At 68.8% G+C, this 21,706-nt stretch carries 35 protein-coding genes; all 35 read left to right on the top strand.

Annotation, left to right across the window (positions count from 1 at the left end):
• The first annotated feature begins 139 nt into the window (after window positions 1-139).
• The 35 genes from V6V16_RS15640 to rpsD all read left to right on the top strand — a co-directional run bounded on the left by V6V16_RS15640 (window position 140) and on the right by rpsD (window position 21,641).
• A complete protein-coding gene (locus V6V16_RS15640; RefSeq protein ID WP_334562828.1) occupies window positions 140-532 on the top strand; it encodes a hypothetical protein in 393 nt (130 codons plus the stop codon).
• Between the two features lie 484 nt (window positions 533-1,016).
• Complete coding sequence (gene rpsL, locus V6V16_RS15635) at window positions 1,017-1,391, top strand: 30S ribosomal protein S12 (RefSeq protein WP_014440718.1); 375 nt, start codon at window positions 1,017-1,019, stop codon at window positions 1,389-1,391.
• 1 nt (window position 1,392) lies between these two features.
• Entirely contained in the window at window positions 1,393-1,863 is a 471-nt protein-coding gene (gene rpsG / locus V6V16_RS15630; protein ID WP_077938296.1) for a 30S ribosomal protein S7, read from the top strand.
• A 75-nt stretch (window positions 1,864-1,938) separates the two neighbouring features.
• Window positions 1,939-4,035, top strand: a complete 2,097-nt coding sequence (gene fusA / locus V6V16_RS15625) for an elongation factor G (RefSeq protein ID WP_334562769.1) — start codon at window positions 1,939-1,941, stop codon at window positions 4,033-4,035.
• Between the two features lie 221 nt (window positions 4,036-4,256).
• Complete coding sequence (gene tuf, locus V6V16_RS15620) at window positions 4,257-5,450, top strand: elongation factor Tu (protein ID WP_334562767.1); 1,194 nt, start codon at window positions 4,257-4,259, stop codon at window positions 5,448-5,450.
• Window positions 5,451-5,800: 350 nt separating this feature from the next.
• The gene (gene rpsJ, locus V6V16_RS15615) at window positions 5,801-6,109 is read left to right on the top strand and encodes a 30S ribosomal protein S10 (protein ID WP_007073037.1); all 309 of its coding nucleotides are present in this window, start codon (window positions 5,801-5,803) and stop codon (window positions 6,107-6,109) included.
• Between the two features lie 11 nt (window positions 6,110-6,120).
• Complete coding sequence (gene rplC, locus V6V16_RS15610; RefSeq protein WP_334562765.1) at window positions 6,121-6,786, top strand: 50S ribosomal protein L3; 666 nt, start codon at window positions 6,121-6,123, stop codon at window positions 6,784-6,786.
• Window positions 6,783-7,433 (top strand): 50S ribosomal protein L4, encoded by a 651-nt coding sequence (gene rplD / locus V6V16_RS15605; protein WP_334562763.1) that lies wholly within the window; start codon window positions 6,783-6,785, stop codon window positions 7,431-7,433. Before rplC ends, rplD begins: the two co-directional genes overlap by 4 nt.
• Window positions 7,430-7,732 (top strand): 50S ribosomal protein L23, encoded by a 303-nt coding sequence (rplW, locus tag V6V16_RS15600; RefSeq protein ID WP_088998352.1) that lies wholly within the window; start codon window positions 7,430-7,432, stop codon window positions 7,730-7,732. Before rplD ends, rplW begins: the two co-directional genes overlap by 4 nt.
• A gap of 12 nt (window positions 7,733-7,744) precedes the next feature.
• A complete protein-coding gene (gene rplB / locus V6V16_RS15595; protein WP_109801295.1) occupies window positions 7,745-8,584 on the top strand; it encodes a 50S ribosomal protein L2 in 840 nt (279 codons plus the stop codon).
• Between the two features lie 12 nt (window positions 8,585-8,596).
• On the top strand, window positions 8,597-8,878 hold the full coding sequence (gene rpsS, locus V6V16_RS15590; RefSeq protein ID WP_088647003.1) for a 30S ribosomal protein S19: 282 nt from the start codon (window positions 8,597-8,599) through the stop codon (window positions 8,876-8,878).
• Between the two features lie 40 nt (window positions 8,879-8,918).
• Window positions 8,919-9,377, top strand: coding sequence for a 50S ribosomal protein L22 (rplV, locus tag V6V16_RS15585; protein WP_091102565.1), 459 nt, complete (start codon window positions 8,919-8,921; stop codon window positions 9,375-9,377).
• Window positions 9,377-10,231, top strand: a complete 855-nt coding sequence (gene rpsC, locus V6V16_RS15580; RefSeq protein WP_334562757.1) for a 30S ribosomal protein S3 — start codon at window positions 9,377-9,379, stop codon at window positions 10,229-10,231. The genes rplV and rpsC overlap by 1 nt, the downstream gene beginning before the upstream one ends.
• 3 nt (window positions 10,232-10,234) lie before the next feature.
• On the top strand, window positions 10,235-10,660 hold the full coding sequence (gene rplP / locus V6V16_RS15575; protein WP_007465292.1) for a 50S ribosomal protein L16: 426 nt from the start codon (window positions 10,235-10,237) through the stop codon (window positions 10,658-10,660).
• Entirely contained in the window at window positions 10,660-10,896 is a 237-nt protein-coding gene (rpmC, locus tag V6V16_RS15570) for a 50S ribosomal protein L29 (RefSeq protein ID WP_007073028.1), read from the top strand. The genes rplP and rpmC overlap by 1 nt, the downstream gene beginning before the upstream one ends.
• The gene (rpsQ, locus tag V6V16_RS15565; protein WP_334562753.1) at window positions 10,893-11,171 is read left to right on the top strand and encodes a 30S ribosomal protein S17; all 279 of its coding nucleotides are present in this window, start codon (window positions 10,893-10,895) and stop codon (window positions 11,169-11,171) included. Before rpmC ends, rpsQ begins: the two co-directional genes overlap by 4 nt.
• A gap of 97 nt (window positions 11,172-11,268) precedes the next feature.
• Window positions 11,269-11,637 (top strand): 50S ribosomal protein L14, encoded by a 369-nt coding sequence (gene rplN / locus V6V16_RS15560; RefSeq protein ID WP_007465279.1) that lies wholly within the window; start codon window positions 11,269-11,271, stop codon window positions 11,635-11,637.
• Window positions 11,634-11,954 carry a 50S ribosomal protein L24 gene (rplX, locus tag V6V16_RS15555; protein WP_334562752.1) on the top strand — a complete coding sequence of 107 codons (321 nt, stop codon included), beginning with the start codon at window positions 11,634-11,636 and terminating at the stop codon, window positions 11,952-11,954. Before rplN ends, rplX begins: the two co-directional genes overlap by 4 nt.
• On the top strand, window positions 11,954-12,523 hold the full coding sequence (rplE, locus tag V6V16_RS15550) for a 50S ribosomal protein L5 (protein ID WP_334562751.1): 570 nt from the start codon (window positions 11,954-11,956) through the stop codon (window positions 12,521-12,523). Before rplX ends, rplE begins: the two co-directional genes overlap by 1 nt.
• Before the next feature lies 1 nt (window position 12,524).
• On the top strand, window positions 12,525-12,710 hold the full coding sequence (locus V6V16_RS15545; protein WP_007465272.1) for a type Z 30S ribosomal protein S14: 186 nt from the start codon (window positions 12,525-12,527) through the stop codon (window positions 12,708-12,710).
• 117 nt (window positions 12,711-12,827) lie between these two features.
• Window positions 12,828-13,235 carry a 30S ribosomal protein S8 gene (gene rpsH / locus V6V16_RS15540; protein WP_091242005.1) on the top strand — a complete coding sequence of 136 codons (408 nt, stop codon included), beginning with the start codon at window positions 12,828-12,830 and terminating at the stop codon, window positions 13,233-13,235.
• Window positions 13,236-13,251: 16 nt separating this feature from the next.
• Complete coding sequence (gene rplF, locus V6V16_RS15535) at window positions 13,252-13,794, top strand: 50S ribosomal protein L6 (protein WP_334562750.1); 543 nt, start codon at window positions 13,252-13,254, stop codon at window positions 13,792-13,794.
• A complete protein-coding gene (gene rplR / locus V6V16_RS15530) occupies window positions 13,791-14,180 on the top strand; it encodes a 50S ribosomal protein L18 (RefSeq protein WP_334562749.1) in 390 nt (129 codons plus the stop codon). The genes rplF and rplR overlap by 4 nt, the downstream gene beginning before the upstream one ends.
• 33 nt (window positions 14,181-14,213) lie before the next feature.
• Window positions 14,214-14,828 (top strand): 30S ribosomal protein S5, encoded by a 615-nt coding sequence (rpsE, locus tag V6V16_RS15525; protein WP_334562748.1) that lies wholly within the window; start codon window positions 14,214-14,216, stop codon window positions 14,826-14,828.
• Window positions 14,828-15,010 carry a 50S ribosomal protein L30 gene (gene rpmD, locus V6V16_RS15520; protein ID WP_334562746.1) on the top strand — a complete coding sequence of 61 codons (183 nt, stop codon included), beginning with the start codon at window positions 14,828-14,830 and terminating at the stop codon, window positions 15,008-15,010. Before rpsE ends, rpmD begins: the two co-directional genes overlap by 1 nt.
• The gene (gene rplO, locus V6V16_RS15515; RefSeq protein WP_334562745.1) at window positions 15,010-15,453 is read left to right on the top strand and encodes a 50S ribosomal protein L15; all 444 of its coding nucleotides are present in this window, start codon (window positions 15,010-15,012) and stop codon (window positions 15,451-15,453) included. The genes rpmD and rplO overlap by 1 nt, the downstream gene beginning before the upstream one ends.
• Window positions 15,454-15,688: 235 nt before the next feature.
• Complete coding sequence (gene secY, locus V6V16_RS15510; RefSeq protein ID WP_334562744.1) at window positions 15,689-17,017, top strand: preprotein translocase subunit SecY; 1,329 nt, start codon at window positions 15,689-15,691, stop codon at window positions 17,015-17,017.
• The gene (locus V6V16_RS15505; protein WP_334562742.1) at window positions 17,018-17,671 is read left to right on the top strand and encodes an adenylate kinase; all 654 of its coding nucleotides are present in this window, start codon (window positions 17,018-17,020) and stop codon (window positions 17,669-17,671) included.
• Between the two features lie 92 nt (window positions 17,672-17,763).
• Entirely contained in the window at window positions 17,764-18,615 is an 852-nt protein-coding gene (gene map, locus V6V16_RS15500) for a type I methionyl aminopeptidase (RefSeq protein WP_334562741.1), read from the top strand.
• 63 nt (window positions 18,616-18,678) lie between these two features.
• Entirely contained in the window at window positions 18,679-19,275 is a 597-nt protein-coding gene (locus V6V16_RS15495; RefSeq protein WP_334562740.1) for a DUF1707 SHOCT-like domain-containing protein, read from the top strand.
• 228 nt (window positions 19,276-19,503) lie between these two features.
• The gene (gene infA / locus V6V16_RS15490; protein WP_007073013.1) at window positions 19,504-19,725 is read left to right on the top strand and encodes a translation initiation factor IF-1; all 222 of its coding nucleotides are present in this window, start codon (window positions 19,504-19,506) and stop codon (window positions 19,723-19,725) included.
• Between the two features lie 93 nt (window positions 19,726-19,818).
• Window positions 19,819-19,932, top strand: a complete 114-nt coding sequence (gene rpmJ, locus V6V16_RS15485) for a 50S ribosomal protein L36 (RefSeq protein ID WP_012184307.1) — start codon at window positions 19,819-19,821, stop codon at window positions 19,930-19,932.
• A 261-nt stretch (window positions 19,933-20,193) separates the two neighbouring features.
• Window positions 20,194-20,574, top strand: coding sequence for a 30S ribosomal protein S13 (rpsM, locus tag V6V16_RS15480; RefSeq protein ID WP_334562739.1), 381 nt, complete (start codon window positions 20,194-20,196; stop codon window positions 20,572-20,574).
• An 18-nt stretch (window positions 20,575-20,592) separates the two neighbouring features.
• The gene (gene rpsK / locus V6V16_RS15475) at window positions 20,593-21,000 is read left to right on the top strand and encodes a 30S ribosomal protein S11 (RefSeq protein WP_020513613.1); all 408 of its coding nucleotides are present in this window, start codon (window positions 20,593-20,595) and stop codon (window positions 20,998-21,000) included.
• Between the two features lie 14 nt (window positions 21,001-21,014).
• On the top strand, window positions 21,015-21,641 hold the full coding sequence (rpsD, locus tag V6V16_RS15470; protein ID WP_334562738.1) for a 30S ribosomal protein S4: 627 nt from the start codon (window positions 21,015-21,017) through the stop codon (window positions 21,639-21,641).
• The last annotated feature ends 65 nt before the right edge of the window (window positions 21,642-21,706 follow it).

Genomic DNA, 21,706 nt, shown 5'->3' with positions numbered 1-21,706 from the left:
CGTGACCGAACCGGCGCGCTTCCCGGGCAGCGATCCCGTGGCGCCCCGGGGCGCCACGACCGGGGGCGTCGGCCCGGGGCCGGCTCTCGGCTGGGGCCCGGCCGCGGCCCCGGTGCCCCCGCCGCCGCGCGAGGCGGCCCTGCCGCCGAAGCGGGTCGAGGCGGTCGCCGGTACGCCGTTCGGCGTCGTGCACCTCGACGTGCCGCCGGTCACCTCCGGCCTGGCCGTGGGGTCGCTGGTGGCCGGGGTCGTCTCGACGCTGGTCGCCATGGTGGTCGTCTGCTTCGGCGCGGTGGCCGGCGCGAACGGTGCCTGGGCGGCCGGGGCCTTCACGGTGCTGGGCGTCCTGGCGGGCGCGGGCGCGGTCGTCGCCGGCCTGCTCGGGCTGCGGCAGATCCGGCGGCCGGCGGCGCCACCGGCCGTCCGCTTCACCGGTCGCGGCCTGGCGATCGCGGGTGTCTGCTGCGGCGGCGCGGGGCTGCTGCTCAGCCTGCTCGGCCTGGGGCTGGCGTTGCTGCTGGCGCTGGCGTGACGCCGGCGCGCGGGTGGGCGCCGCCGTGACGGGGTCGACGGGTCGGTCTCCGGGGAAGCCGTTACACTTGTTTCCGTAGGTGCCCATCACGGGCGGGCAGGCGCGACGGGTTCGATCGGCGGGCGGTGGGATGCTCCGCCAGCCGCTCCGTTTTGACCTGTGCGGTTGTGATAGGTACTCTTTCCCCTTGCGCCCGGGCAAGCCCGGGCAACTCGTGCGTGCGCTGGATCCGGTCCCCCGGAGATCGCGCGGGAGCACGACAAAGCCAAAGACCCGGCGCGCGGCCTGCCGTGTGCCGGTGCAAGACCCGGTCGACACGCGAGAGCGTCGGCGCCGGGACCGTGAGCTGGGCGACACGCCCGACCGCGGGTACCGGGACCTCCGCGAGGTGGCCCTGGTCGGAATGTAGGAGAGTCGGCCATCAGGTCGGCTACGGCAGACGGCGCGGCCGCCACCAGGCGGTCGAAGGGAGCGGAGAAACCCGGTGCCCACGATCCAGCAGCTGGTCCGAAAGGGCCGCCAGGCGAAGACGAGTAAGACCAAGACCCCGGCGTTGAAGGGTTCCCCTCAGCGGCGCGGCGTGTGCACCCGCGTGTACACCACCACCCCCAAGAAGCCGAACTCGGCGCTGCGCAAGGTCGCTCGTGTCAAGCTCAGCAGCCAGATCGAGGTGACCGCCTACATCCCCGGTGTCGGCCACAACCTCCAGGAGCACTCGATCGTGCTCGTCCGCGGCGGCCGGGTGAAGGACCTCCCCGGCGTGCGTTACAAGATCGTCCGCGGTTCGCTGGACACCCAGGGTGTCCGCAACCGCAAGCAGGCGCGCAGCCGCTACGGCGCGAAGAAGGAGAAGAGCTGACATGCCGCGTAAGGGACCCGCTCCGCGGAAGCCGCTGGTCGCTGACCCGGTGTACAACTCGCCGCTCGTCACCCAGCTGGTGAACAAGATCCTGCTGCGCGGCAAGCGTCAGCTCGCCGAGCGCATCGTCTACGCCGCCCTCGAGGGCTGCCGCGAGAAGTCCGGCACCGACCCGGTCGTCACCCTCAAGCGGGCGATGGACAACGTCAAGCCGACCCTCGAGGTGCGCAGCCGCCGCGTCGGTGGCGCCACCTACCAGGTCCCGGTCGAGGTCCGCCCCGCCCGGGCGACCACCCTGGGCCTGCGCTGGCTGGTCACCTACTCCCGCGCCCGTCGCGAGAAGACCATGATCGAGCGGCTGATGAACGAGCTGCTGGACGCGAGCAACGGCCTCGGTGCCGCCGTCAAGCGGCGCGAGGACACGCACAAGATGGCCGAGTCGAACAAGGCCTTCGCGCACTACCGCTGGTAACACCCAGGTTCCGGCGCCCTCGTGGCGCCGGAACCGCCACCAGTTGTGTCGAGACGACGATAAGTAGGGATTGAAGTGGCCGCCGCAGACGCGCTCGCCAACGTACGCAACATCGGCATCATGGCGCACATCGATGCCGGTAAGACCACTACCACCGAGCGGATCCTGTTCTACACCGGCATCACGTACAAGATCGGTGAGGTCCACGAGGGCGCCGCCGTCATGGACTGGATGGAGCAGGAGCAGGAGCGTGGTATCACCATCACCTCCGCTGCCACCAAGTGTGAGTGGAAGGGCCACACGATCCAGATCATCGACACGCCCGGTCACGTCGACTTCACGGTCGAGGTGGAGCGGTCGTTGCGGGTGCTGGACGGTGCGGTCGCTGTCTACGACGGTGTCGCCGGTGTGGAGCCCCAGACGGAGAACGTCTGGCGCCAGGCCGACAAGTACAACGTCCCCCGGATGTGCTTCGTCAACAAGCTCGACCGGACCGGCGCCGACTTCTTCCGCTGCGTGCAGATGATGATCGACCGGCTCAACGCGACCCCGCTGGTCCTCCAGATCCCGATCGGCGCCGAGTCCGACTTCATCGGCGTCGTCGACCTGGTCGAGATGCGGGCGCTCACCTGGCGGGGCGAGACCCAGAAGGGTGAGGACTACGCGATCGAGGAGATCCCGGCCGACCTCGCCGACTCCGCCGCGGAGTGGCGCGAGAAGCTGCTGGAGACCCTCGCCGACGTCGACGACTCGGTGATGGAGAAGTACCTGGAGGGCGAGGAGATCTCCGTCGAGGAGATCAAGGCGGCCATCCGTCGGTCCACCATCGCCGGCAAGGCCAACCCGGTCCTCACCGGCACCGCGTTCAAGAACAAGGGCATCCAGCCGATGCTCGACGCGGTCGTCGCGTACCTGCCGTCGCCGCTGGACGTCCCGGCGATCGAGGGCACGGCCACCGACGGCGAGACCCCGATGCTGCGCAAGCCGTCGGTGTCGGAGCCGTTCTCGGGCCTGGCCTTCAAGATCCAGACCGACAAGCACCTCGGCAAGCTCACCTACGTGCGGATCTACTCCGGCACGCTCGAGTCCGGCTCCCAGGTGGTCAACTCCACCAAGGACCGCAAGGAGCGGATCGGCAAGATCTACCAGATGCACGCCAACAAGCGGGAAGAGCGCAGCTCGGCCCAGGCTGGCGACATCATCGCGGTGCAGGGTCTCAAGCAGACCACGACCGGCGACACCCTCTGCGACCCGGCGAACCCGGTCATCCTGGAGTCGATGACCTTCCCGGAGCCGGTCATCGAGGTCGCCATCGAGCCGAAGACCAAGGCCGACCAGGAGAAGCTCAGCACCGCCATCCAGCGGCTGGCCGAGGAGGACCCGACCTTCCGCGTCAAGCTGGACGACCAGACCGGTCAGACGGTCATCTCCGGCATGGGCGAGCTGCACCTGGACATCCTGGTCGACCGGATGCGCCGCGAGTTCAACGTCGAGGCCAACATCGGCAAGCCGCAGGTGGCGTACCGCGAGACCATCCGCCGCAAGGTGGACAAGGTCGAGTACACCCACAAGAAGCAGACCGGTGGTTCCGGCCAGTACGCCCGGGTGATCATCAGCCTGGAGCCGCTGCCGCTGGGCAACGACGCCCCGACCTACGAGTTTGCCAACGCCGTGACCGGTGGGCGCATCCCCCGGGAGTTCATCCCGTCGGTGGACGCGGGCGCGCAGGACGCCATGCAGTACGGCATCCTCGCCGGCTTCCCCCTGGTGGGCCTCAAGCTCACCCTGCTGGACGGCCAGTACCACGAGGTCGACTCGTCGGAGATGGCGTTCAAGATCGCCGGCTCGATGGTGATGAAGGAGGCGGCCCGCAAGGCCGACCCCGCGCTGCTCGAGCCGATGATGGCCGTTGAGGTCACCACCCCTGAGGAGAACATGGGTGACGTCATCGGCGACCTCAACTCCCGCCGCGGCATCATCCAGGCGATGGAGGAGCGCAGCGGCGCCCGCGTCGTCAAGGCTCTGGTGCCGTTGTCGGAGATGTTCGGCTACGTCGGCGACCTGCGGTCGAAGACCCAGGGCCGGGCTAGCTACAGCATGCAGTTCGACTCCTACGCCGAGGTTCCGGCCTCCGTGGCGAAGGAGATCATCGCCAAGGCGACGGGCGAGTGACGCTCGCCCGAGCCTGATCCGATGATCCGGGGCGGTCGCGGGAGGGTGCTCCCACCCGCGGCCACCTCGGTCGGGACGCGTGAGACCGGGCCTGTAGGCTTCATCGCCGCAGAACCCACCAAAGCTCTCCGGCCGCCAGGCCGGAAAGGCTGTCGACAGAGTCCTAAGCGCCGTCCGGCGCGCCGGGGCGAACGAACCAAGAAGTCCACAGGAGGACACCAGTGGCGAAGGCGAAGTTCGAGCGGACTAAGCCGCACGTCAACATCGGCACCATTGGTCACATCGACCACGGTAAGACGACGCTGACGGCGGCCATCACCAAGGTCCTGCACGACCAGTTCCCGGACCTGAACCCGTACACGCCGTTCGACGAGATCGACAAGGCGCCGGAGGAGAAGGCCCGCGGCATCACGATCTCGATCGCGCACGTCGAGTACCAGACCGAGGCGCGGCACTACGCGCACGTCGACTGCCCCGGGCACGCCGACTACATCAAGAACATGATCACCGGTGCCGCGCAGATGGACGGCGCGATCCTGGTGGTCGCGGCGACCGACGGCCCGATGCCGCAGACCCGCGAGCACGTGCTGCTGGCCCGTCAGGTCGGCGTGCCGTACATCGTCGTGGCGCTCAACAAGAGCGACATGGTCGACGACGAGGAGCTCCTGGAGCTCGTCGAGCTCGAGGTGCGCGAGCTCCTGTCGAACCAGGACTACCCGGGTGACGACCTGCCGGTCGTCCGCGTCTCGGCGCTGAAGGCCCTCGAGGGTGACCCCGAGTGGACCGGCAAGCTGATGGACCTGATGACCGCGGTCGACACCGCGATCCCGCAGCCGGAGCGCGAGACCGAGAAGCCGTTCCTCATGCCGATCGAGGACGTCTTCACGATCACCGGTCGTGGCACGGTCGTCACCGGTCGCGCGGAGCGCGGCGTGCTCAAGCCGAACGAGGAGGTGGAGATCGTCGGCATCCGCGAGAAGTCGATGAAGACCACCTGCACCGGCATCGAGATGTTCCGCAAGCTGCTCGACGAGGCCCGCGCGGGCGAGAACGTCGGTCTGCTGCTGCGTGGCATCAAGCGCGAGGACGTCGAGCGCGGCATGGTCGTCATCAAGCCGGGCACCACGACCCCGCACACGGAGTTCGAGGCGACGGTCTACATCCTCTCCAAGGAGGAGGGCGGCCGGCACACCCCGTTCTTCCAGAACTACCGTCCGCAGTTCTACTTCCGGACCACGGACGTCACCGGTGTCGTCACGCTCCCCGAGGGCACCGAGATGGTCATGCCGGGTGACAACACCACCATGACGGTGAAGCTGATCCAGCCCATCGCCATGGAGGAGAACCTCAAGTTCGCGATCCGCGAGGGTGGCCGCACCGTCGGCGCCGGGTTCGTCACCAAGATCCTTAAGTGAGCTGGGTAACCCCGATTAGACCCGCCGCCGGTCGTGCGGCATACTAGTCAGGTTGCGTAACGACAGTTCGCTGCCCGTGTTCGGCTCTCGCTGAACCTCCGGGTGGCGGAGCAGTCGAGCGTAGGGTGGTTGGCGGCCCGTCCGTCAACCACCCTCGCACGGCGTTCAGGTCGCGGTAGTGCGATCGACGCCTTGACCCACCGCGTGGTCAGAGTCGCTCCGGAGTCCCGGGGCGGAGCCTGGTCCGAGGGCGCGACACGCCCGACCGCGGGGGTCGGCGAAGTGGGCCTGTGCCAGCCGGTACAGGCGCCCGCAACACAGCGGCATCGAGAGAAGGAACAGAAGCCACCATGGCGGGACAGAAGATCCGCATCCGGCTCAAGGCCTATGACCACGAGGTCGTCGACTCCTCGGCTCGGAAGATCGTCGAGACGGTGACGCGTACCGGGGCGCAGGTCGCGGGCCCGGTGCCGCTGCCCACGGAGATCAACCGTTTCTGCGTTATCCGCTCGCCGCACAAGTACAAGGACTCGCGCGAGCACTTCGAGATGCGCACGCACAAGCGGCTGATCGACATCATCGACCCGACCCCGAAGACGGTCGACTCGCTCATGCGCCTCGACCTGCCGGCTGGCGTCGACATCGAGATCAAGCTGTAGGGACCGGACAAATGGACAGGCAAGTCAAGGGGATCCTGGGCGCAAAGCTCGGCATGACCCAGGTCTGGGACAACAACCGTGTTGTCCCGGTGACCGTGGTCGAGGCCGGCCCGTGCGTCATCAGCCAGGTTCGTAGCGCCGACAAGGACGGTTACTCCGCGGTCCAGCTGGCGTACGGCACGATCGACCCGCGCAAGGTCAAGAAGCCGATCAGCGGGCACTACGCGAAGGCGGACGTCGCGCCGCGCCGGCACATCGTCGAGCTGCGCACCAGCGACGCCGCGGACTACTCGCTCGGCCAGGAGGTCACGGTCGAGGAGTTCCCGGCCGGCGTCTCGATCGACGTCACCGGCAAGACCAAGGGCAAGGGCTACGCCGGCCCGATGAAGCGGCACGGCTTCCACGGCCTGCGCGCCAGCCACGGTGTCGAGCGCAAGCACCGTTCGCCGGGCTCCATCGGCGCCTGCGCCACCCCGGGACGTGTCTTCAAGGGCACCCGGATGGCCGGCCGCATGGGTGGCGTGCGCTACACCGTGCAGAACCTGACCGTCCAGGCGGTCGACACCGAGAAGAACCTCCTGCTCGTCCGTGGCGCCATTCCCGGCCCCAAGGGCGCGCTGGTCCTGGTCCGTACCGCGGCCAAGACCAAGGCGAAGAAGGGCGGTGCGGCCAAGTGACCACCGTTGACGTCCTCACCGTCGAAGGCACCAAGAGCGGCTCGGTCGAGCTGCCCGCCGACATCTTCGACGTCCAGGCCAACGTCGCGCTGATGCACCAGGTCGTGGTGGCCCAGCTCGCGGCGGCCCGGCAGGGCACGCACAAGGTCAAGACCCGCGGCGAGGTCGCCGGTGGCGGCAAGAAGCCGTACAAGCAGAAGGGCACCGGCCGCGCGCGGCAGGGCTCGATCCGCGCGCCGCAGTTCGCCGGCGGTGGCGTCGTCCACGGCCCCGTGCCGCGCGACTACAGCCAGCGGACCCCGAAGAAGATGAAGGCCGCCGCCCTGCGTGGCGCCCTCTCCGACCGGGCCCGCGCCGGGCAGGTGCACGTCGTCGAGGCGTTCGTCTCGGGCGAGAAGCCGTCGACCAAGGCCGCGCTGGCCACGCTGGCGAAGCTGACCGGGGCCAGCCGGGTCCTGGTCGTGCTGAGCGGCACCGACGAGCTGAACTGGGTGTCGCTGCGCAACGAGCCGCGGGTGCACCTGATCGAGGCCGGCCAGCTCAACACGTACGACGTGCTGGTGGCCGACGACGTGGTCTTCACCAAGGACGCCCTGGACGAGTTCCTGGGAGTTCCCGCCGAGACCACCGAGGAGGGTGGCAAGTGAGCACGATCGCCGACCCGCGCGACATCATCGTGGCGCCGGTCGTCTCGGAGAAGAGCTACAGCGAGCTGAACCGCAACTGGTACACCTTCCTGGTGCACCCGGACGCGAACAAGACGGAGATCAAGATCGCTATCCAGCAGATCTTCGACGTCCGCGTCCTGACGGTCAACACGCTCAACCGCCAGGGCAAGCGCAAGCGCACCAAGACCGGCTTCGGTCAGCGCAAGGCGACCAAGCGGGCGATCGTGAAGCTGGCTGACGGTGACCGTATCGAGGCCTTCGGCGGCCCGGTCAGCTGAGGGGTGTAGACAATGGCTATCCGTAAGTACAAGCCGACGACGCCGGGCCGGCGTGGCTCCAGCGTCGCCGACTTCGCTGAGATCACCCGGTCGACGCCCGAGAAGTCGCTGCTGGCTCCGCTGCCGAAGAAGGGCGGGCGTAACGCCCACGGCCGGATCACCACGCGGCACCACGGTGGCGGTCACAAGCGGCAGTACCGTCTGATCGACTTCAAGCGGGTCGACAAGGACGGCGTGCCGGCGAAGGTCGCGCACATCGAGTACGACCCGAACCGCACCGCGCGCATCGCGCTGCTGCACTACGCCGACGGCGAGAAGCGCTACATCATCGCGCCGAAGGACCTGAAGCAGGGCGACGCCGTCGAGTCGGGCCCCGGCGCGGACATCAAGCCGGGCAACAACCTGCCGCTGCGCAACATCCCGGTCGGTACCACGATCCACAACGTGGAGCTGCGTCCGGGCGGCGGCGCCAAGCTGGCCCGCTCGGCCGGCGTCGGCATCCAGCTGCTCGGCCGCGAGGGCGTCTACGCGACCCTGCGCATGCCGTCCGGCGAGATCCGGCGCGTCGACGTCCGCTGCCGCGCCAGCATCGGCGAGATCGGCAACGCCGACCAGTCGAACATCAACTGGGGCAAGGCCGGCCGGATGCGGTGGAAGGGCAAGCGCCCGACCGTCCGCGGTGTCGCGATGAACCCGGTCGACCACCCGCACGGTGGTGGTGAGGGTAAGACCTCCGGCGGTCGCCACCCGGTCAACCCGCAGGGTAAGCCCGAGGGCCGCACCCGTCGTAAGGGCCAGCCGAGTGACCGGCTGATCGTCCGCCGCCGCTACGCCACGCGTAAGCGCGGCTGAGGGAGATAAGACATGCCTCGCAGCCTGAAGAAGGGCCCGTTCATCGACGACCACCTGCTCAAGAAGGTGGAGACGCAGAACGACAAGGGCTCGAAGAACGTGATCAAGACCTGGTCGCGGCGCTCGACGATCATCCCGGAGATGCTGGGTCACACGATCGCCGTGCACGACGGACGTAAGCACGTCCCGGTGTTCGTTACCGAGGCGATGGTCGGGCACAAGCTCGGCGAGTTCGCGCTGACCCGTACGTTCAAGGGTCACGAGAAGGACGACCGGAAGAGCCGTCGGCGCTGACGCCGCGGGCATACGGATAGAGGAACAAGGGGTTACAGCGATGCCAGGAAAGGGCGACGCTCCGGTGCTTCCGGGCGCGCGGGCGGTTGCGCGGCACGTGCGCATCTCGCCGATGAAGGCGCGCCGGGTGGTCAACCTCGTCCGCGGCCTGCCCGCGAAGGAGGCGCTCACGGTGCTGCAGTTCGCGCCGCAGGCTGCGAGCGAGCAGGTGTACAAGGTGCTCGCTAGCGCGATCGCCAACGCGGAGAACAACGAGCGGCTGGACCCCGACGCGCTGCTCGTCAGCGAGGCGTACGTGGACGAGGGCCCGACCATGAAGCGGTTCCAGCCGCGGGCCCAGGGCCGGGCGTACCGGATCCGCAAGCGCACCTGCCACATCACCGTCGCGGTCGAGGCGGTGGCGCCGGCCGCGCCGAAGAAGGCCGCCGCGAAGAAGGCGGCCCCGGCGAAGCAGGCGGAGCCGGCCGAGACGCAGAGCAAGACGGAGGGCGCCGAGTAATGGGTCAGAAGGTTCACCCGCACGGGTTCCGGCTCGGCATCTCGACCGACTGGAAGTCCCGCTGGTTCGCGGACAAGCTCTACAAGGACTACATCGGCGAGGACGTCAAGATCCGCCGCATGATGTCCAAGGGCCTCGAGCGCGCCGGCATCTCCAAGGTCGACATCGAGCGCACCCGCGACCGGGTCCGCGTCGACATCCACACCGCCCGGCCGGGCATCGTCATCGGCCGCAAGGGCGCGGAGGCCGACCGGATCCGCGGCGAGCTCGAGAAGCTGACCGGCAAGCAGGTCCAGCTGAACATCATCGAGGTGAAGAACCCCGAGTCGGACGCGCAGCTCGTCGCACAGGGTGTGGCCGAGCAGCTCTCCAGCCGGGTCAGCTTCCGTCGGGCGATGCGCAAGGCCATGCAGTCGGCGATGAAGAACCCGGTCTGCAAGGGCATCCGGGTCCAGGTCTCGGGTCGCCTCGGCGGCGCCGAGATGAGCCGGACCGAGTTCTACCGCGAGGGCCGGGTTCCGCTGCACACGCTGCGGGCCAACATCGAGTACGGCTTCTTCGAGGCCCGTACGAGCTTCGGCCGGATCGGCGTGAAGGTCTGGATCTACAAGGGCGACGCGGTGCCGGGTCGGGAGACCCCGGCCGAGGCGCCGTCGCGCCCGCGCCGTGAGCGCGGCGACCGCCCCGAGCGGCCGCGCCGTGGTCGGTCCGGCTCGGCCGGCACGACCGCCGGCGGCACCGAGGCCGGCAGGGCCGCCGCGACGACCATCGCGCAGCAGGCCGAGACGCCGAGCGGTGACGCGGTGGACCCCGCCGCCGTCGCCGCCGCGGCAGAAACGCAGCAGGAGGGCTGACAGATGCTGATGCCGCGCAAGCCCCCGAAGGGCTTCCGCAAGCCGCACCACCCGGACCGCAGTGGCGCGTCCAAGGGTGGTAACCGGGTGGTGTTCGGCGAGTTCGGGATCCAGGCTCTCGAGCCGGCGTACGTGACCAACCGCCAGATCGAGTCGGCGCGTATCGCGATGACCCGCCACATCAAGCGTGGCGGCAAGGTCTGGATCACGATCTTCCCGGACCAGGCCCTCACCAAGAAGCCGGCGGAAACCCGGATGGGTTCCGGTAAGGGTTCGCCGGAGTGGTGGGTCGCCAACGTCAAGCCGGGGCGGGTCCTCTTCGAGATGTCCTTCCCCAACGAGCAGATCGCGCGAGAGGCGATGCGTCGCGCGATCCACAAGCTCCCGATGAAGTGCCGCATTGTTACGCGCGAAGTGGGTGAATCCTGATGGCAGCGGGCGTTAAGGCCTCCGAGCTGCGTGAGCTCTCCGAGGAGGAGCTGGTCACGAAGTTGCGCGAGGCCAAGGCGGAGCTGTTCAACCTCCGCGTGCAGGCCGCGACCGGCCAGCTGGACAACAACCGGCGGCTGCAGGTCATCCGTCGGGAGATCGCCCGGATCTACACGATCATGCGTGAGCGCGAGCTGGGTCTCTCGGCCGCGCCGACTGAGGTGACTGCATCATGAGCGAGAACACCACCACCGCCACCGCGCGGGCCCGCCGCAAGGTGCGTGAGGGCCTCGTGGTCAGCGACAAGATGGAAAAGACCGTCGTCGTCGAGGTCGAGGACAGGGTCAAGCACGCGCTGTACGGCAAGATCATGCGCCGTACCCGCAAGCTGAAGGTGCACGACGAGCAGAACACCGCCGGCATCGGCGACCGGGTCATGATCATGGAGACCCGGCCGCTGTCCGCCACCAAGCGGTGGCGGATCGTGGAGATCCTGGAAAAGGCCAAGTAGCGAAGGCTCGAGCTCGCCCGGCGTCAGCCGGGCGCGGGTTCCGCCAGGCTCCGGCCGCCCAGCGCGGCCGGAGAACCGGCAGACATAGGAGATAGACGTGATTCAGCAGGAGTCGCGACTGCGCGTCGCCGACAACACGGGTGCCCGGGAGATCCTGTGCATCCGGGTTCTCGGTGGCTCCGGTCGGCGCTACGCGAGCATCGGCGACGTCATCGTGGCGACCGTCAAGGACGCGATCCCGGGTGCGGGTGTGAAGAAGGGCGACGTCGTCAAGGCCGTCGTCGTTCGCACCGCCAAGGAGCGGCGTCGGCCGGACGGTTCGTACATTCGCTTCGACGAGAACGCCGCCGTCATCATCAAGGACGGCGGGGACCCGCGCGGTACCCGCATCTTCGGCCCGGTGGGCCGGGAGCTGCGGGACAAGCGGTTCATGAAGATCATCTCTCTCGCGCCGGAGGTGTTGTGACCGTGAAGGTCAAGAAGGGCGACACGGTCGTCGTCATCGCCGGCAAGGACAAGGGTGCCAAGGGTAAGGTCATCGCGGCCTACCCGCGGCAGGACAAGGTCCTGGTCGAGGGCGTGAACCGGGTCAAGAAGCACACCCGCATCAGCACCACCCAGCGTGGCGCCAAGACCGGTGGCATCGTCACCCAGGAGGCCCCGATCCACGTCTCGAACGTGCAGGTTCTGGACTCCGACGGCAAGCCGACCCGCGTCGGTTACCGGTTCGACGAAAACGGCCAGAAGGTCCGCATCGCGCGTAGCACCGGTAAGGACCTGTGATGACCACGGCTACCGAAACCAAGACCATGCCGCGCCTCAAGGAGCGGTACCGCAACGAGATCGTGGCGCGGCTGCAGGAGCAGCACAGCTACGGCAACCCCATGCAGGTGCCGCGGCTGGTCAAGATCGTCGTCAACATGGGTGTCGGCGAGGCAGCCCGGGACGCCAAGCTGATCGACGGCGCCGTCCGGGACCTGGCCACCATCACCGGGCAGAAGCCGCAGGTGCGGCGGGCGACCAAGTCCATCGCGCAGTTCAAGCTCCGCGAGGGCATGCCGATCGGCGCGAAGGTCACCCTCCGCGGCGACCGGATGTGGGAGTTCCTGGACCGGCTGCTGTCGATCGCGCTGCCGCGTATCCGTGACTTCCGCGGTCTGGACGGGCGCAAGCTCGACGGGCACGGCAACTACACGTTCGGTCTGACCGAGCAGTCGGTGTTCCACGAGATCGACCAGGACAAGATCGATCGGCAGCGGGGCATGGACATCACGGTGGTCACGACCGCCACGACCGACGACGAGGGCCGGGCGCTGCTCAAGCTCCTGGGCTTCCCGTTCAAGGAGAACTGAGATGGCCAAGAAGGCGCTGATCATCAAGGCGGCCGCGAAGCCGAAGTTCTCGGTTCGCGCGTACACCCGCTGCCAGCGGTGCGGGCGTCCCAAGGCGGTCTACCGCAAGTTCGGGCTCTGCCGGGTCTGCATCCGGGAGATGGCCCACCGCGGTGAGCTGCCGGGCGTGTCCAAGGCCTCCTGGTAAGGGCGACCGCGTCCCGGCTCCGTGCCGGGACCCCTTGCACCGATCACGTATTGCTCTTCGCCGTAGGCCCGGGGCGGAAGGCCCCGGGAACCCCGGCGAGAAAGGCTGACGAAATCCATGACGATGACCGACCCGATCGCAGACATGCTCACGCGTCTGCGTAACGCCAACCAGGCGTACCACGACCGGGTGACGATGCCCTACTCGAAGATCAAGGCGAACATCGCCGAGGTCCTCAAGGCCGAGGGTTACATCGCCACCTGGTCGGTCGAGGAGCCCGAGGAGGGCGCCGTCGGCAAGCGACTGGTCGTCGAGCTGAAGTACGGCCAGAGCCGCGAGCGGAGCCTGGCCGGCATCAAGCGCGTGTCCAAGCCCGGCCTGCGGGTTTACGCCAAGTCGGACGGGCTCCCGCGGGTGCTCGGCGGGCTGGGCGTGGCGATCATTTCGACGTCCCAGGGGCTGCTCACCGACCGGCAGGCCCGCAAGCGGAGCGTTGGCGGGGAAGTCCTCGCCTTCGTCTGGTAACGGGAGACAGGTAGAAATGTCGCGTATTGGACGTAGGTCGATCCCGGTACCAGCCGGCGTCGACATCACGATCGACGGGCAGACCGTCAAGGTCAAGGGCCCGAAGGGCGAGCTCTCGCACACCCTGGCCGAGCCGATCAAGGTCGAGCGGGCCGAGGACGGGCAGCTGAACGTCAACCGCCCGAACGACGAGCGCAAGGCCAAGGAACTGCACGGCCTCAGCCGTACCCTGGTCGCCAACATGATCGTCGGCGTCACCGAGGGCTACCGCAAGAGCCTGGAGATCGCCGGCACCGGTTACCGCGTGACCGCCAAGGGCAAGGACCTGGAGTTCGCGCTCGGGTTCTCGCACCCCGTGCTGGTCGAGGCGCCGGACGGCATCACCTTCACGGTGGAGCGGCCGACGCTGTTCCACGTGGCCGGCATCGACAAGCAGCTCGTCGGCGAGGTTGCCGCCAACATCCGGAAGATCCGCCCGCCGGAGCCCTACAAGGGCAAGGGCGTGAAGTACCAGGGCGAGGTCATCCGCCGCAAGGCTGGAAAGGCAGGTAAGAAGTGAGCGCCACGCTGCTCAAGCGCCGCAGCGGCGTCGCCGCCAAGCGCGCCGTCGGGCGTGCGCGCCGGCACTTCCGGGTCCGCAAGAACATCAGCGGCACCGCCGAGCGTCCCCGCCTCGTGGTCACCCGTTCCCTGCGGCACATCGTCGCCCAGATCGTGGACGACACCAAGGGGCACACCCTGGCGTCGGCCTCGACCCTGGACGCCTCGCTGCGCGGGACGGAGGGCGACAAGAGCGCCCTCGCCGGCAAGGTCGGCGCGCTGCTCGCCGAGCGGGCCAAGTCCGCCGGCGTCTCCAAGGTCGTCTTCGACCGCGGTGGCAACCGGTACGCGGGGCGGGTCGCCGCGCTTGCCGACGCCGCCCGCGAAGCCGGGCTCGAGTTCTAGAAACCCCGTCACGAGAGATAAGGAAGGCTGCTGATGCCAGGTCAACAGCGCCGTGGCGGCGGGTCCGGTGGCAACGAGGGTGGTCGCCGCGACAACCGCCGTGAGGGCGGCCGCGGAAACGCGCCCGTCGAGAAGACCCCGCACCTCGAGCGGGTCGTCGCGATCAACCGCGTCGCCAAGGTCGTGAAGGGCGGTCGTCGCTTCAGCTTCACCGCCCTGGTGATCGTGGGCGACGGCGACGGCACCGTCGGCGTGGGCTACGGAAAGGCCAAGGAGGTGCCCGCGGCGATCGCCAAGGGCGTCGAGGAGGCCAAGAAGCACTTCTTCAAGGTGCCGCGGATCGCCGCGTCGATCCCGCACCCGGTGACGGGTGAGGCCGCCGCCGGTGTGGTGCTGCTCAAGCCGGCCTCGGCCGGTACGGGTGTCATCGCCGGTGGTCCGGTGCGCGCCGTGCTGGAGTGCGCGGGCATCCACGACGTGCTCTCCAAGAGCCTCGGCTCGTCGAACCCCATCAACATCGTGCACGCCACCGTGGCGGCGCTGAAGGGGCTCGAGTCCCCCGAGGCCGTCGCCACCCGGCGTGGTCTGCCGGTCGAGGACGTCGCGCCGGCCGCCATGCTGGCGTCGCGGGCGGGGGTGGCTTCCTGATGGCTCGCCTGAAGGTCACCCAGGTCCGGTCCGAGATCGGGACCAAGCAGAACCAGCGTCACTCGCTGCGTTCGCTCGGTCTCAAGCGGATCAACGACGTGGTGGTCAAGGAGGACCGTCCGGAGATCCGCGGCATGATCTTCACGGTCAACCACCTCGTGAAGGTCGAGGAGGTCGAGTAATGACGATCAAGGTCCACCACCTGCGCCCGGCGCCCGGTGCCAAGACCGCGAAGACCCGCGTGGGTCGCGGTGAGGGCTCCAAGGGCAAGACCGCCGGTCGCGGTACCAAGGGTTCCAAGGCCCGCAAGAACATCTCGGCGGCGTTCGAGGGTGGGCAGATGCCCATCCACATGCGCCTGCCGAAGATGAAGGGCTTCAAGAACAAGTTCAAGGTGGTCTTCCAGGTGGTCAACCTGGACCGGCTCGCCGAACTGTTCCCCAACGGCGGCCAGGTCGGCCCGCTGGAGCTGGTCGAGGCCGGCGCGGTCCGCAAGGGCCACCCGGTCAAGGTCCTCGGCACCGGCGACCTCGGCGGGGTCGCCCTCCAGGTGTCGGCGCACGCGTTCAGCGCGTCGGCCAAGGAGAAGATCGCCGCCGCCGGTGGCTCCGCCACCGAGCTGTAGGGGTTGACGTTCCCTGGCGCCCGCTCAGTTGTCCAAACTGGGCGGGCGCCATGCTCTGCCCGGGCGCGTGTGCGCCGGGTAACATCGGATTCGGTTTATGTAGCCGGGCACACCTGCCCGGACGGGGATCGGGCTGTTAGAGTCCCTTCCCAGCCATGGATATCGGGCACTCGCCCGGCACCCAACCCGCCCCGCCAGGGATCACCGGCGGCCCGCCTCGCGCAGGAGGAAGAAGTTGCTGTCCGCCTTTCTCAGTGCGTTCCGTACGCCTGACCTGCGCAAGAAGCTGCTGTTCACAGTAGGCATCATCGCGGTCTACCGGCTCGGGGCGACGCTGCCCAGCCCGGGCGTCTCGTACGGCAACGTGCAGAAGTGCATCGACGCGATGGAGAACGGCTCCACCGGCGTGATGAACCTGCTCAACCTCTTCTCCGGCGGAGCGCTGCTGCAGCTCTCGGTCTTCGCGCTGGGCATCATGCCCTACATCACCGCGTCGATCATCCTGCAACTGCTGACGGTGGTCATCCCCCGGCTGGAGCAGCTCCGCAAGGAGGGCCAGGCCGGCCAGGCGAAGATCACCCAGTACACCCGGTACCTGACCCTGGGCCTGGGTGTCCTCCAGGCGTCGGCGTTCGTGGCGCTGGCCCGCTCCGGGCAGCTCTTCAACAACCAGTGCGACCAGTTCCCGATCATCCCCGAGGGGACCGGGATCCCGGACTGGCTGACGCTCACCCTGCTGGTCATGACGATGACCGCCGGCACCGGCGTGGTGATGTGGCTCGGTGAGCTGATCACCGACCGGGGCGTCGGCAACGGCATGTCCGTCCTCATCTTCACCTCGATCGCCGCCCGGCTGCCCAGCGAGGGCTGGCAGATCAAGCAGACCGGCGGCTGGGGCAAGTTCCTGCTCGTCATCGCGCTGGTCCTGGTGGTCATCACGGCGGTCACCTTCATCGAGCAGGCGCAGCGCCGGATCCCGGTGCAGTACGCCAAGCGGATGATCGGCCGGCGGATGTACGGCGGCACCTCGACCTACATCCCGCTGAAGGTGAACCAGGCGGGTGTGATCCCGGTCATCTTCGGTTCGTCGCTGCTCTACCTGCCCCAGCTGGCGCTGCAGTTCTTCGACCAGAACAACCCGGGCAAGACCCAGGCGTGGATCCAGAACAACCTGGTCGACCCGACCAGCCCGATCTACATCGCGGTCTACTTCCTGCTGATCATCTTCTTCACGTACTTCTACGTCTCGATCACGTTCAACCCGACCGAGGTCGCGGACAACATGAAGAAGTACGGCGGCTTCGTGCCGGGCATCCGCCCCGGCAAGCCGACCGCCGACTACCTCGACTTCATCCTCAGCCGGATCACCCTGCCGGGCGCCCTCTACCTGGGCATCATCTCGATCCTGCCGAACTTCTTCTTCATCTGGCTGGACAAGCAGCAGTACCTGAACTTCCCGTTCGGCGGCACCGCTGTGCTGATCATGGTTGGCGTCGGTCTGGAGACGACCAAGCAGATCGAGAGCCAACTGATGCAGCGGAACTACGAAGGGTTCCTGCGGTAGATGAGACTCGTTCTGGTTGGTCCGCCTGGTGCGGGCAAGGGCACGCAGGCCGAGTTCATCGCCGCGCACCTCTCGGTTCCGAAGATCTCGACCGGCGACATCTTCCGGTCGAACGTCTCGCAGGGCACCCCGCTCGGCGTCGAGGCGAAGCGCTACATGGACGCCGGCGAGCTGGTGCCCGACGAGGTGACGATCAACATGGTCCGGGACCGGCTCGCCGAGCCGGACGCCGGTGAGGGCTTCCTGCTCGACGGCTTCCCGCGCACCACGCCGCAGGCCGCCGCGCTGGACAAGCTCCTCGCCGACCTGGGCACCGCGCTGGACCTGGTGCTGGAGCTGGTCGTCGACGACGACGAGGTGATCCGGCGACTCTCCGGCCGGCGTACCTGCCGGGGCTGCGGCAAGATCTGGCACGTCGAGTTCGACGCCACCACCCGTGACGGCATCTGCGACCGGTGCGGCGCCGAGCTCTTCCAGCGCGACGACGACAAGCCGGAGACCATCGCGACCCGCCTGCGGGAGTACGCGGACAAGACCGCGCCGCTGGTGGACTACTACGGCGCCCAGGGCAAGCTGGTGGGCATCGACGCCACCGGCCCGGTGGAGGACGTCACCGTCCGCGCCATCGACGCCCTGCGCTCGTACGGCGGCTGACGTCCCGCCGGGTACCGGCGGATAGAGTGCGAAGAGCGGGGTACGTCGGACGTGCCCCGCTCTTCGGCTTCGGCAACGAAAGGTACGGCTCCATGCGTCGTCCCCAGCTGGACATCCAGCTGAAGACCCCTGACCAGATCGAGAAGATGCGCGCCGCCGGGCTGGTGGTGGCCGAGGCGCTGCGTCGGATGCGGGAGGCGGTCGCCCCCGGGGTCAGCACCGCCGACCTGGACGCCATCGCCGAGTCGACCATCCGCGAGGCGGGTGCCGCCCCCTCGTTCAAGGGCTACCACGGCTTTCCGGCGTCGATCTGCTCCTCCGTCAACGAGCAGGTCGTGCACGCCATCCCGGGGCCGGAGCAGGTGCTGCGCGAGGGCGACCTGATCTCCATCGACTGCGGCGCGGTGCTGAACGGCTGGCACGGCGACGCCGCGATCACCGTCGGGGTGGGCGAGGTCGACCCGGCGCTGCTGAAGATGGCCGCCGTCGCCGAGGACGCCATGTGGGCGGGCATCGCCGCCGCGGCGCGGGGCGCGGCCAGCGGCAAGGGCCGGCTCACCGACATCTCGCACGCCGTGGAGGACGCGGTACGCAAGGGCGGCCGGTACGGCATCGTCGACGGCTACGGCGGGCACGGCATCGGCACCGAGATGCACCAGGACCCGCACGTGCTCAACCACGGGCGGCCGGGCAAGGGCCCGCGCCTGGTGCCGGGGATGGCGCTGGCGATCGAGCCGATGATCACGATGGGCTCGCCCCGGACCGTCGAACTCTCCGACGGCTGGACCGTGGTCACCCGGGACCGGTCGATGGCGGTGCACGTGGAGCACACGATGGCGCTGCTCCCGGACGGCGTCTGGGTGCTGACCGCGCCCGACGGCGGACGGGGCCGCCTCGGGGAACTCGTCACCTCCCGCCAGCCGGCCGGCTCGCCCACGCGCTGACCCCCGCCGCTCCGCCGGCCGCGCGGGAGGCCCCGCTGGTGGGGCGGTGGCATGCTTGCGGGCATGGACGGACGCGACGGGATGCGGGCCGCCGACGCGGACCGCCAGGCGGTGGCCGACCGGCTGCGGGTGGCGGTCGACGAGGGCCGGCTCGATCTGCACGAGTACGACGAGCGGTTGCAGCGCGCCTACGCCGCGCGGACCTACGGCGAGTTGGACGCGCTGGTGGCCGACCTGCCGGCGCCGGACCTCGTGACGACCCCGGCCGCGGCCGCACCGGCTGTGGGCCGTGCCCCGGCGGCCGTGACGTGGCGCTGGCTGGCCGATCTCTGGTCCCCCTACCTCCGGGTGGTGGCGATCGTGTCGGCCATCTGGGCGGTGACCTCGGTCCTCGCCTCGGACCTGCTCTACTTCTGGCCGGCCTGGGTGGCCGGGCCCTGGGGAGCGGTGCTCCTGGTGGGCACGATCGGCGGCCTCGCCGGCGGCGAGCCGCGGCGGTGGGCGGCGAAGCGCGAGCTGACGGCCGCCGAGCGGGACGGCAGGGAGGCCCGTGAGCTGACGGCCGCCGAGGGCGAGGACCGCGAGCTGACCGACGCCGAGGGCGAGGCCCGTGAGCTGACGGCCGCCGAGCGGGAGCGGCGGCCCGGCGCGGCTGCCTGAATGGCGGATTCTGTCCGGTTCGCCGCACCGAACGGTGGCCGGTTTGGCGGCGGCGCGCAGGCGGGCGTACACTTTCAGATCGGCGCACAGCGTCCACTCCGGCATGCCCACCACGCGCTTCGGTGGGAGTCGGAGCCGCGGCTGGCGCGGGCATTCCGATCTTGATTGGTGGCCCGTGTAAGACGTTGTGAGCCGTCCGGAGCAACCGACGTCAGGACAGCGGAGGACATGCCGAAAAAAGACGGAGCCATCGAGATCGAGGGTCGGGTCATCGAGCCCCTGCCGAACGCTATGTTCCGGGTGGAGCTCGCGAACGGCCACAAGGTGCTGGCTCACATCAGCGGCAAGATGCGGCAGCACTACATCCGCATCCTGCCGGAGGACCGGGTCGTCGTCGAGCTCTCGCCGTACGACCTGACCCGCGGGCGCATCGTCTACCGCTACAAGTAAGCCTGACGGCGGCCGGGTCGTCCCCGTGTCCGTCTTCGACGTCCGGTGTCGCGCCTCGGCGCGTCGTCGGGCCAGATGGGAAGTAAGGCAACCGTGAAGGTCAAGCCGAGCGTCAAGAGGATCTGCAACAAGTGCCGGGTCATTCGCCGGCACGGCCGGGTCATGGTCATCTGCACCGACCCGCGCCACAAGCAGCGCCAGGGCTGAACCAGTTCCGACCGACCGTGTGAAGACGGTCGGTCGAATCGGTCCGGGCCGCGGATCCCGACAACGAATCACATGCTCGTCCCAGCCGCGGGCGGTGCGCGTCGCGTACCACTGCGTGGTTGACCCCCGGTCGGAGGCCGGGGCCCGCTCGGGCACGGCCGTTCGCGGTCGCCGGCGTACGACGCCGGTGGCGGAGCGGTCGGTAGCGGGGTGGGACGGGTCCACACCTCCGCACTAACACCACGAGGAGTACGCCCGCACATGGCACGTCTAGTCGGCGTCGACCTCCCCCGCGAAAAGCGGATGGAGATCGCGCTCACCTACATTTTCGGGGTCGGTCGCACCCGCGCCCTGGAGACGCTCGCCGAGACCGGCATCTCGCCGGACAAGCGCGTTCGGGACCTCACCGATGAGGAGCTGGTCCAGCTCCGTAATCACATCGAGGGCAACTACAAGGTTGAAGGCGACCTGCGCCGCGAGGTCGCCGCTGACATCCGCCGCAAGGTCGAGATCGGCTGCTACGCGGGTATCCGGCACCGCCGGGGCCTGCCCGTGCGTGGCCAGCGGACCAAGACCAACGCGCGGACCCGGAAGGGCCCGAAGCGGACCGTCGCCGGCAAGAAGAAGCCCGGCAAGAAGTAACTAGGAGCGCACAGACTTATGCCACCGAAGGCTCGTGCCGGAGCCGCCGTCAAGAAGGTCCGGCGCAAGGAACGCAAGAACGTCGCCCACGGGCAGGCGCACATCAAGAGCACCTTCAACAACACCATCGTGTCGATCACCGACCCGACCGGTGCGGTCATCTCCTGGGCCTCCTCGGGCCAGGTGGGCTTCAAGGGCTCCCGCAAGTCGACCCCGTTCGCCGCGCAGCTGGCCGCCGAGGCCGCCGCGCGCCGGGCGATGGAGCACGGCATGCGCAAGGTCGACGTGTTCGTCAAGGGACCCGGCTCCGGCCGGGAGACCGCCATCCGCTCGCTGCAGGCAGCCGGGCTCGAGGTCGGGCAGATCGCCGACGTCACGCCGCAGCCGCACAACGGATGCCGTCCGCCGAAGCGTCGCCGGGTCTGAGAGGTTAGAGAGAGATGGCTCGTTACACCGGTGCTGACTGCCGCCGTTGCCGGCGGGAGAAGATGAAGCTGTTCCTCAAGGGCAGCAAGTGCGATGGCCCGAAGTGCCCGTTCGAGTCCCGGCCGTTCCCGCCCGGGCAGCACGGCCGCGGCCGCACCAAGGAGACGGAGTACCTGCTCCAGCTTCGTGAGAAGCAGAAGGCCCGCCGTGTCTACGGCGTGCTGGAGAAGCAGTTCCGCGGCTACTACGAGGAGGCCGTGGGCAAGAAGGCCAAGACCGGCGAGGTCCTCCTGCAGATCCTCGAGTCGCGGCTGGACAACGTGGTCTACCGGGCCGGCTACGCCGGTTCCCGGGACATGGCCCGTCAGCTGGTCAAGCACGGTCACTTCATGGTGAACGGCAAGAAGGTCGACATCCCGTCGTACCGGGTCAAGGAGCACGACATCATCGAGGTGCGGGGCAAGAGCAAGCAGCTCACCCCGTTCCTGGTGGCGCAGGCTCAGGCCGGTTCGCGGTCGGTGCCGGCCTGGCTGGAGGCGATCCCCAGCCAGATGAAGATCCTCGTGCACTCGCTCCCGGCCCGGCAGGTCATCGACACGCAGGTCCAGGAGCAGTTGATCGTCGAGCTCTACTCCAAGTAGTCGGAGCTCGTTGCGGTGGCCCGCCCTCACGGGGCGGGCCACCGGAACACTTTGTCGTGGGCGTC

The organism is Micromonospora sp. CPCC 205561 (assembly GCF_036906775.1).
GTDB lineage: Bacteria > Actinomycetota > Actinomycetes > Mycobacteriales > Micromonosporaceae > Micromonospora.
Note: the sequence above shows the minus strand (reverse complement) of the source record. Positions and strands in the feature narration are given on the sequence as shown.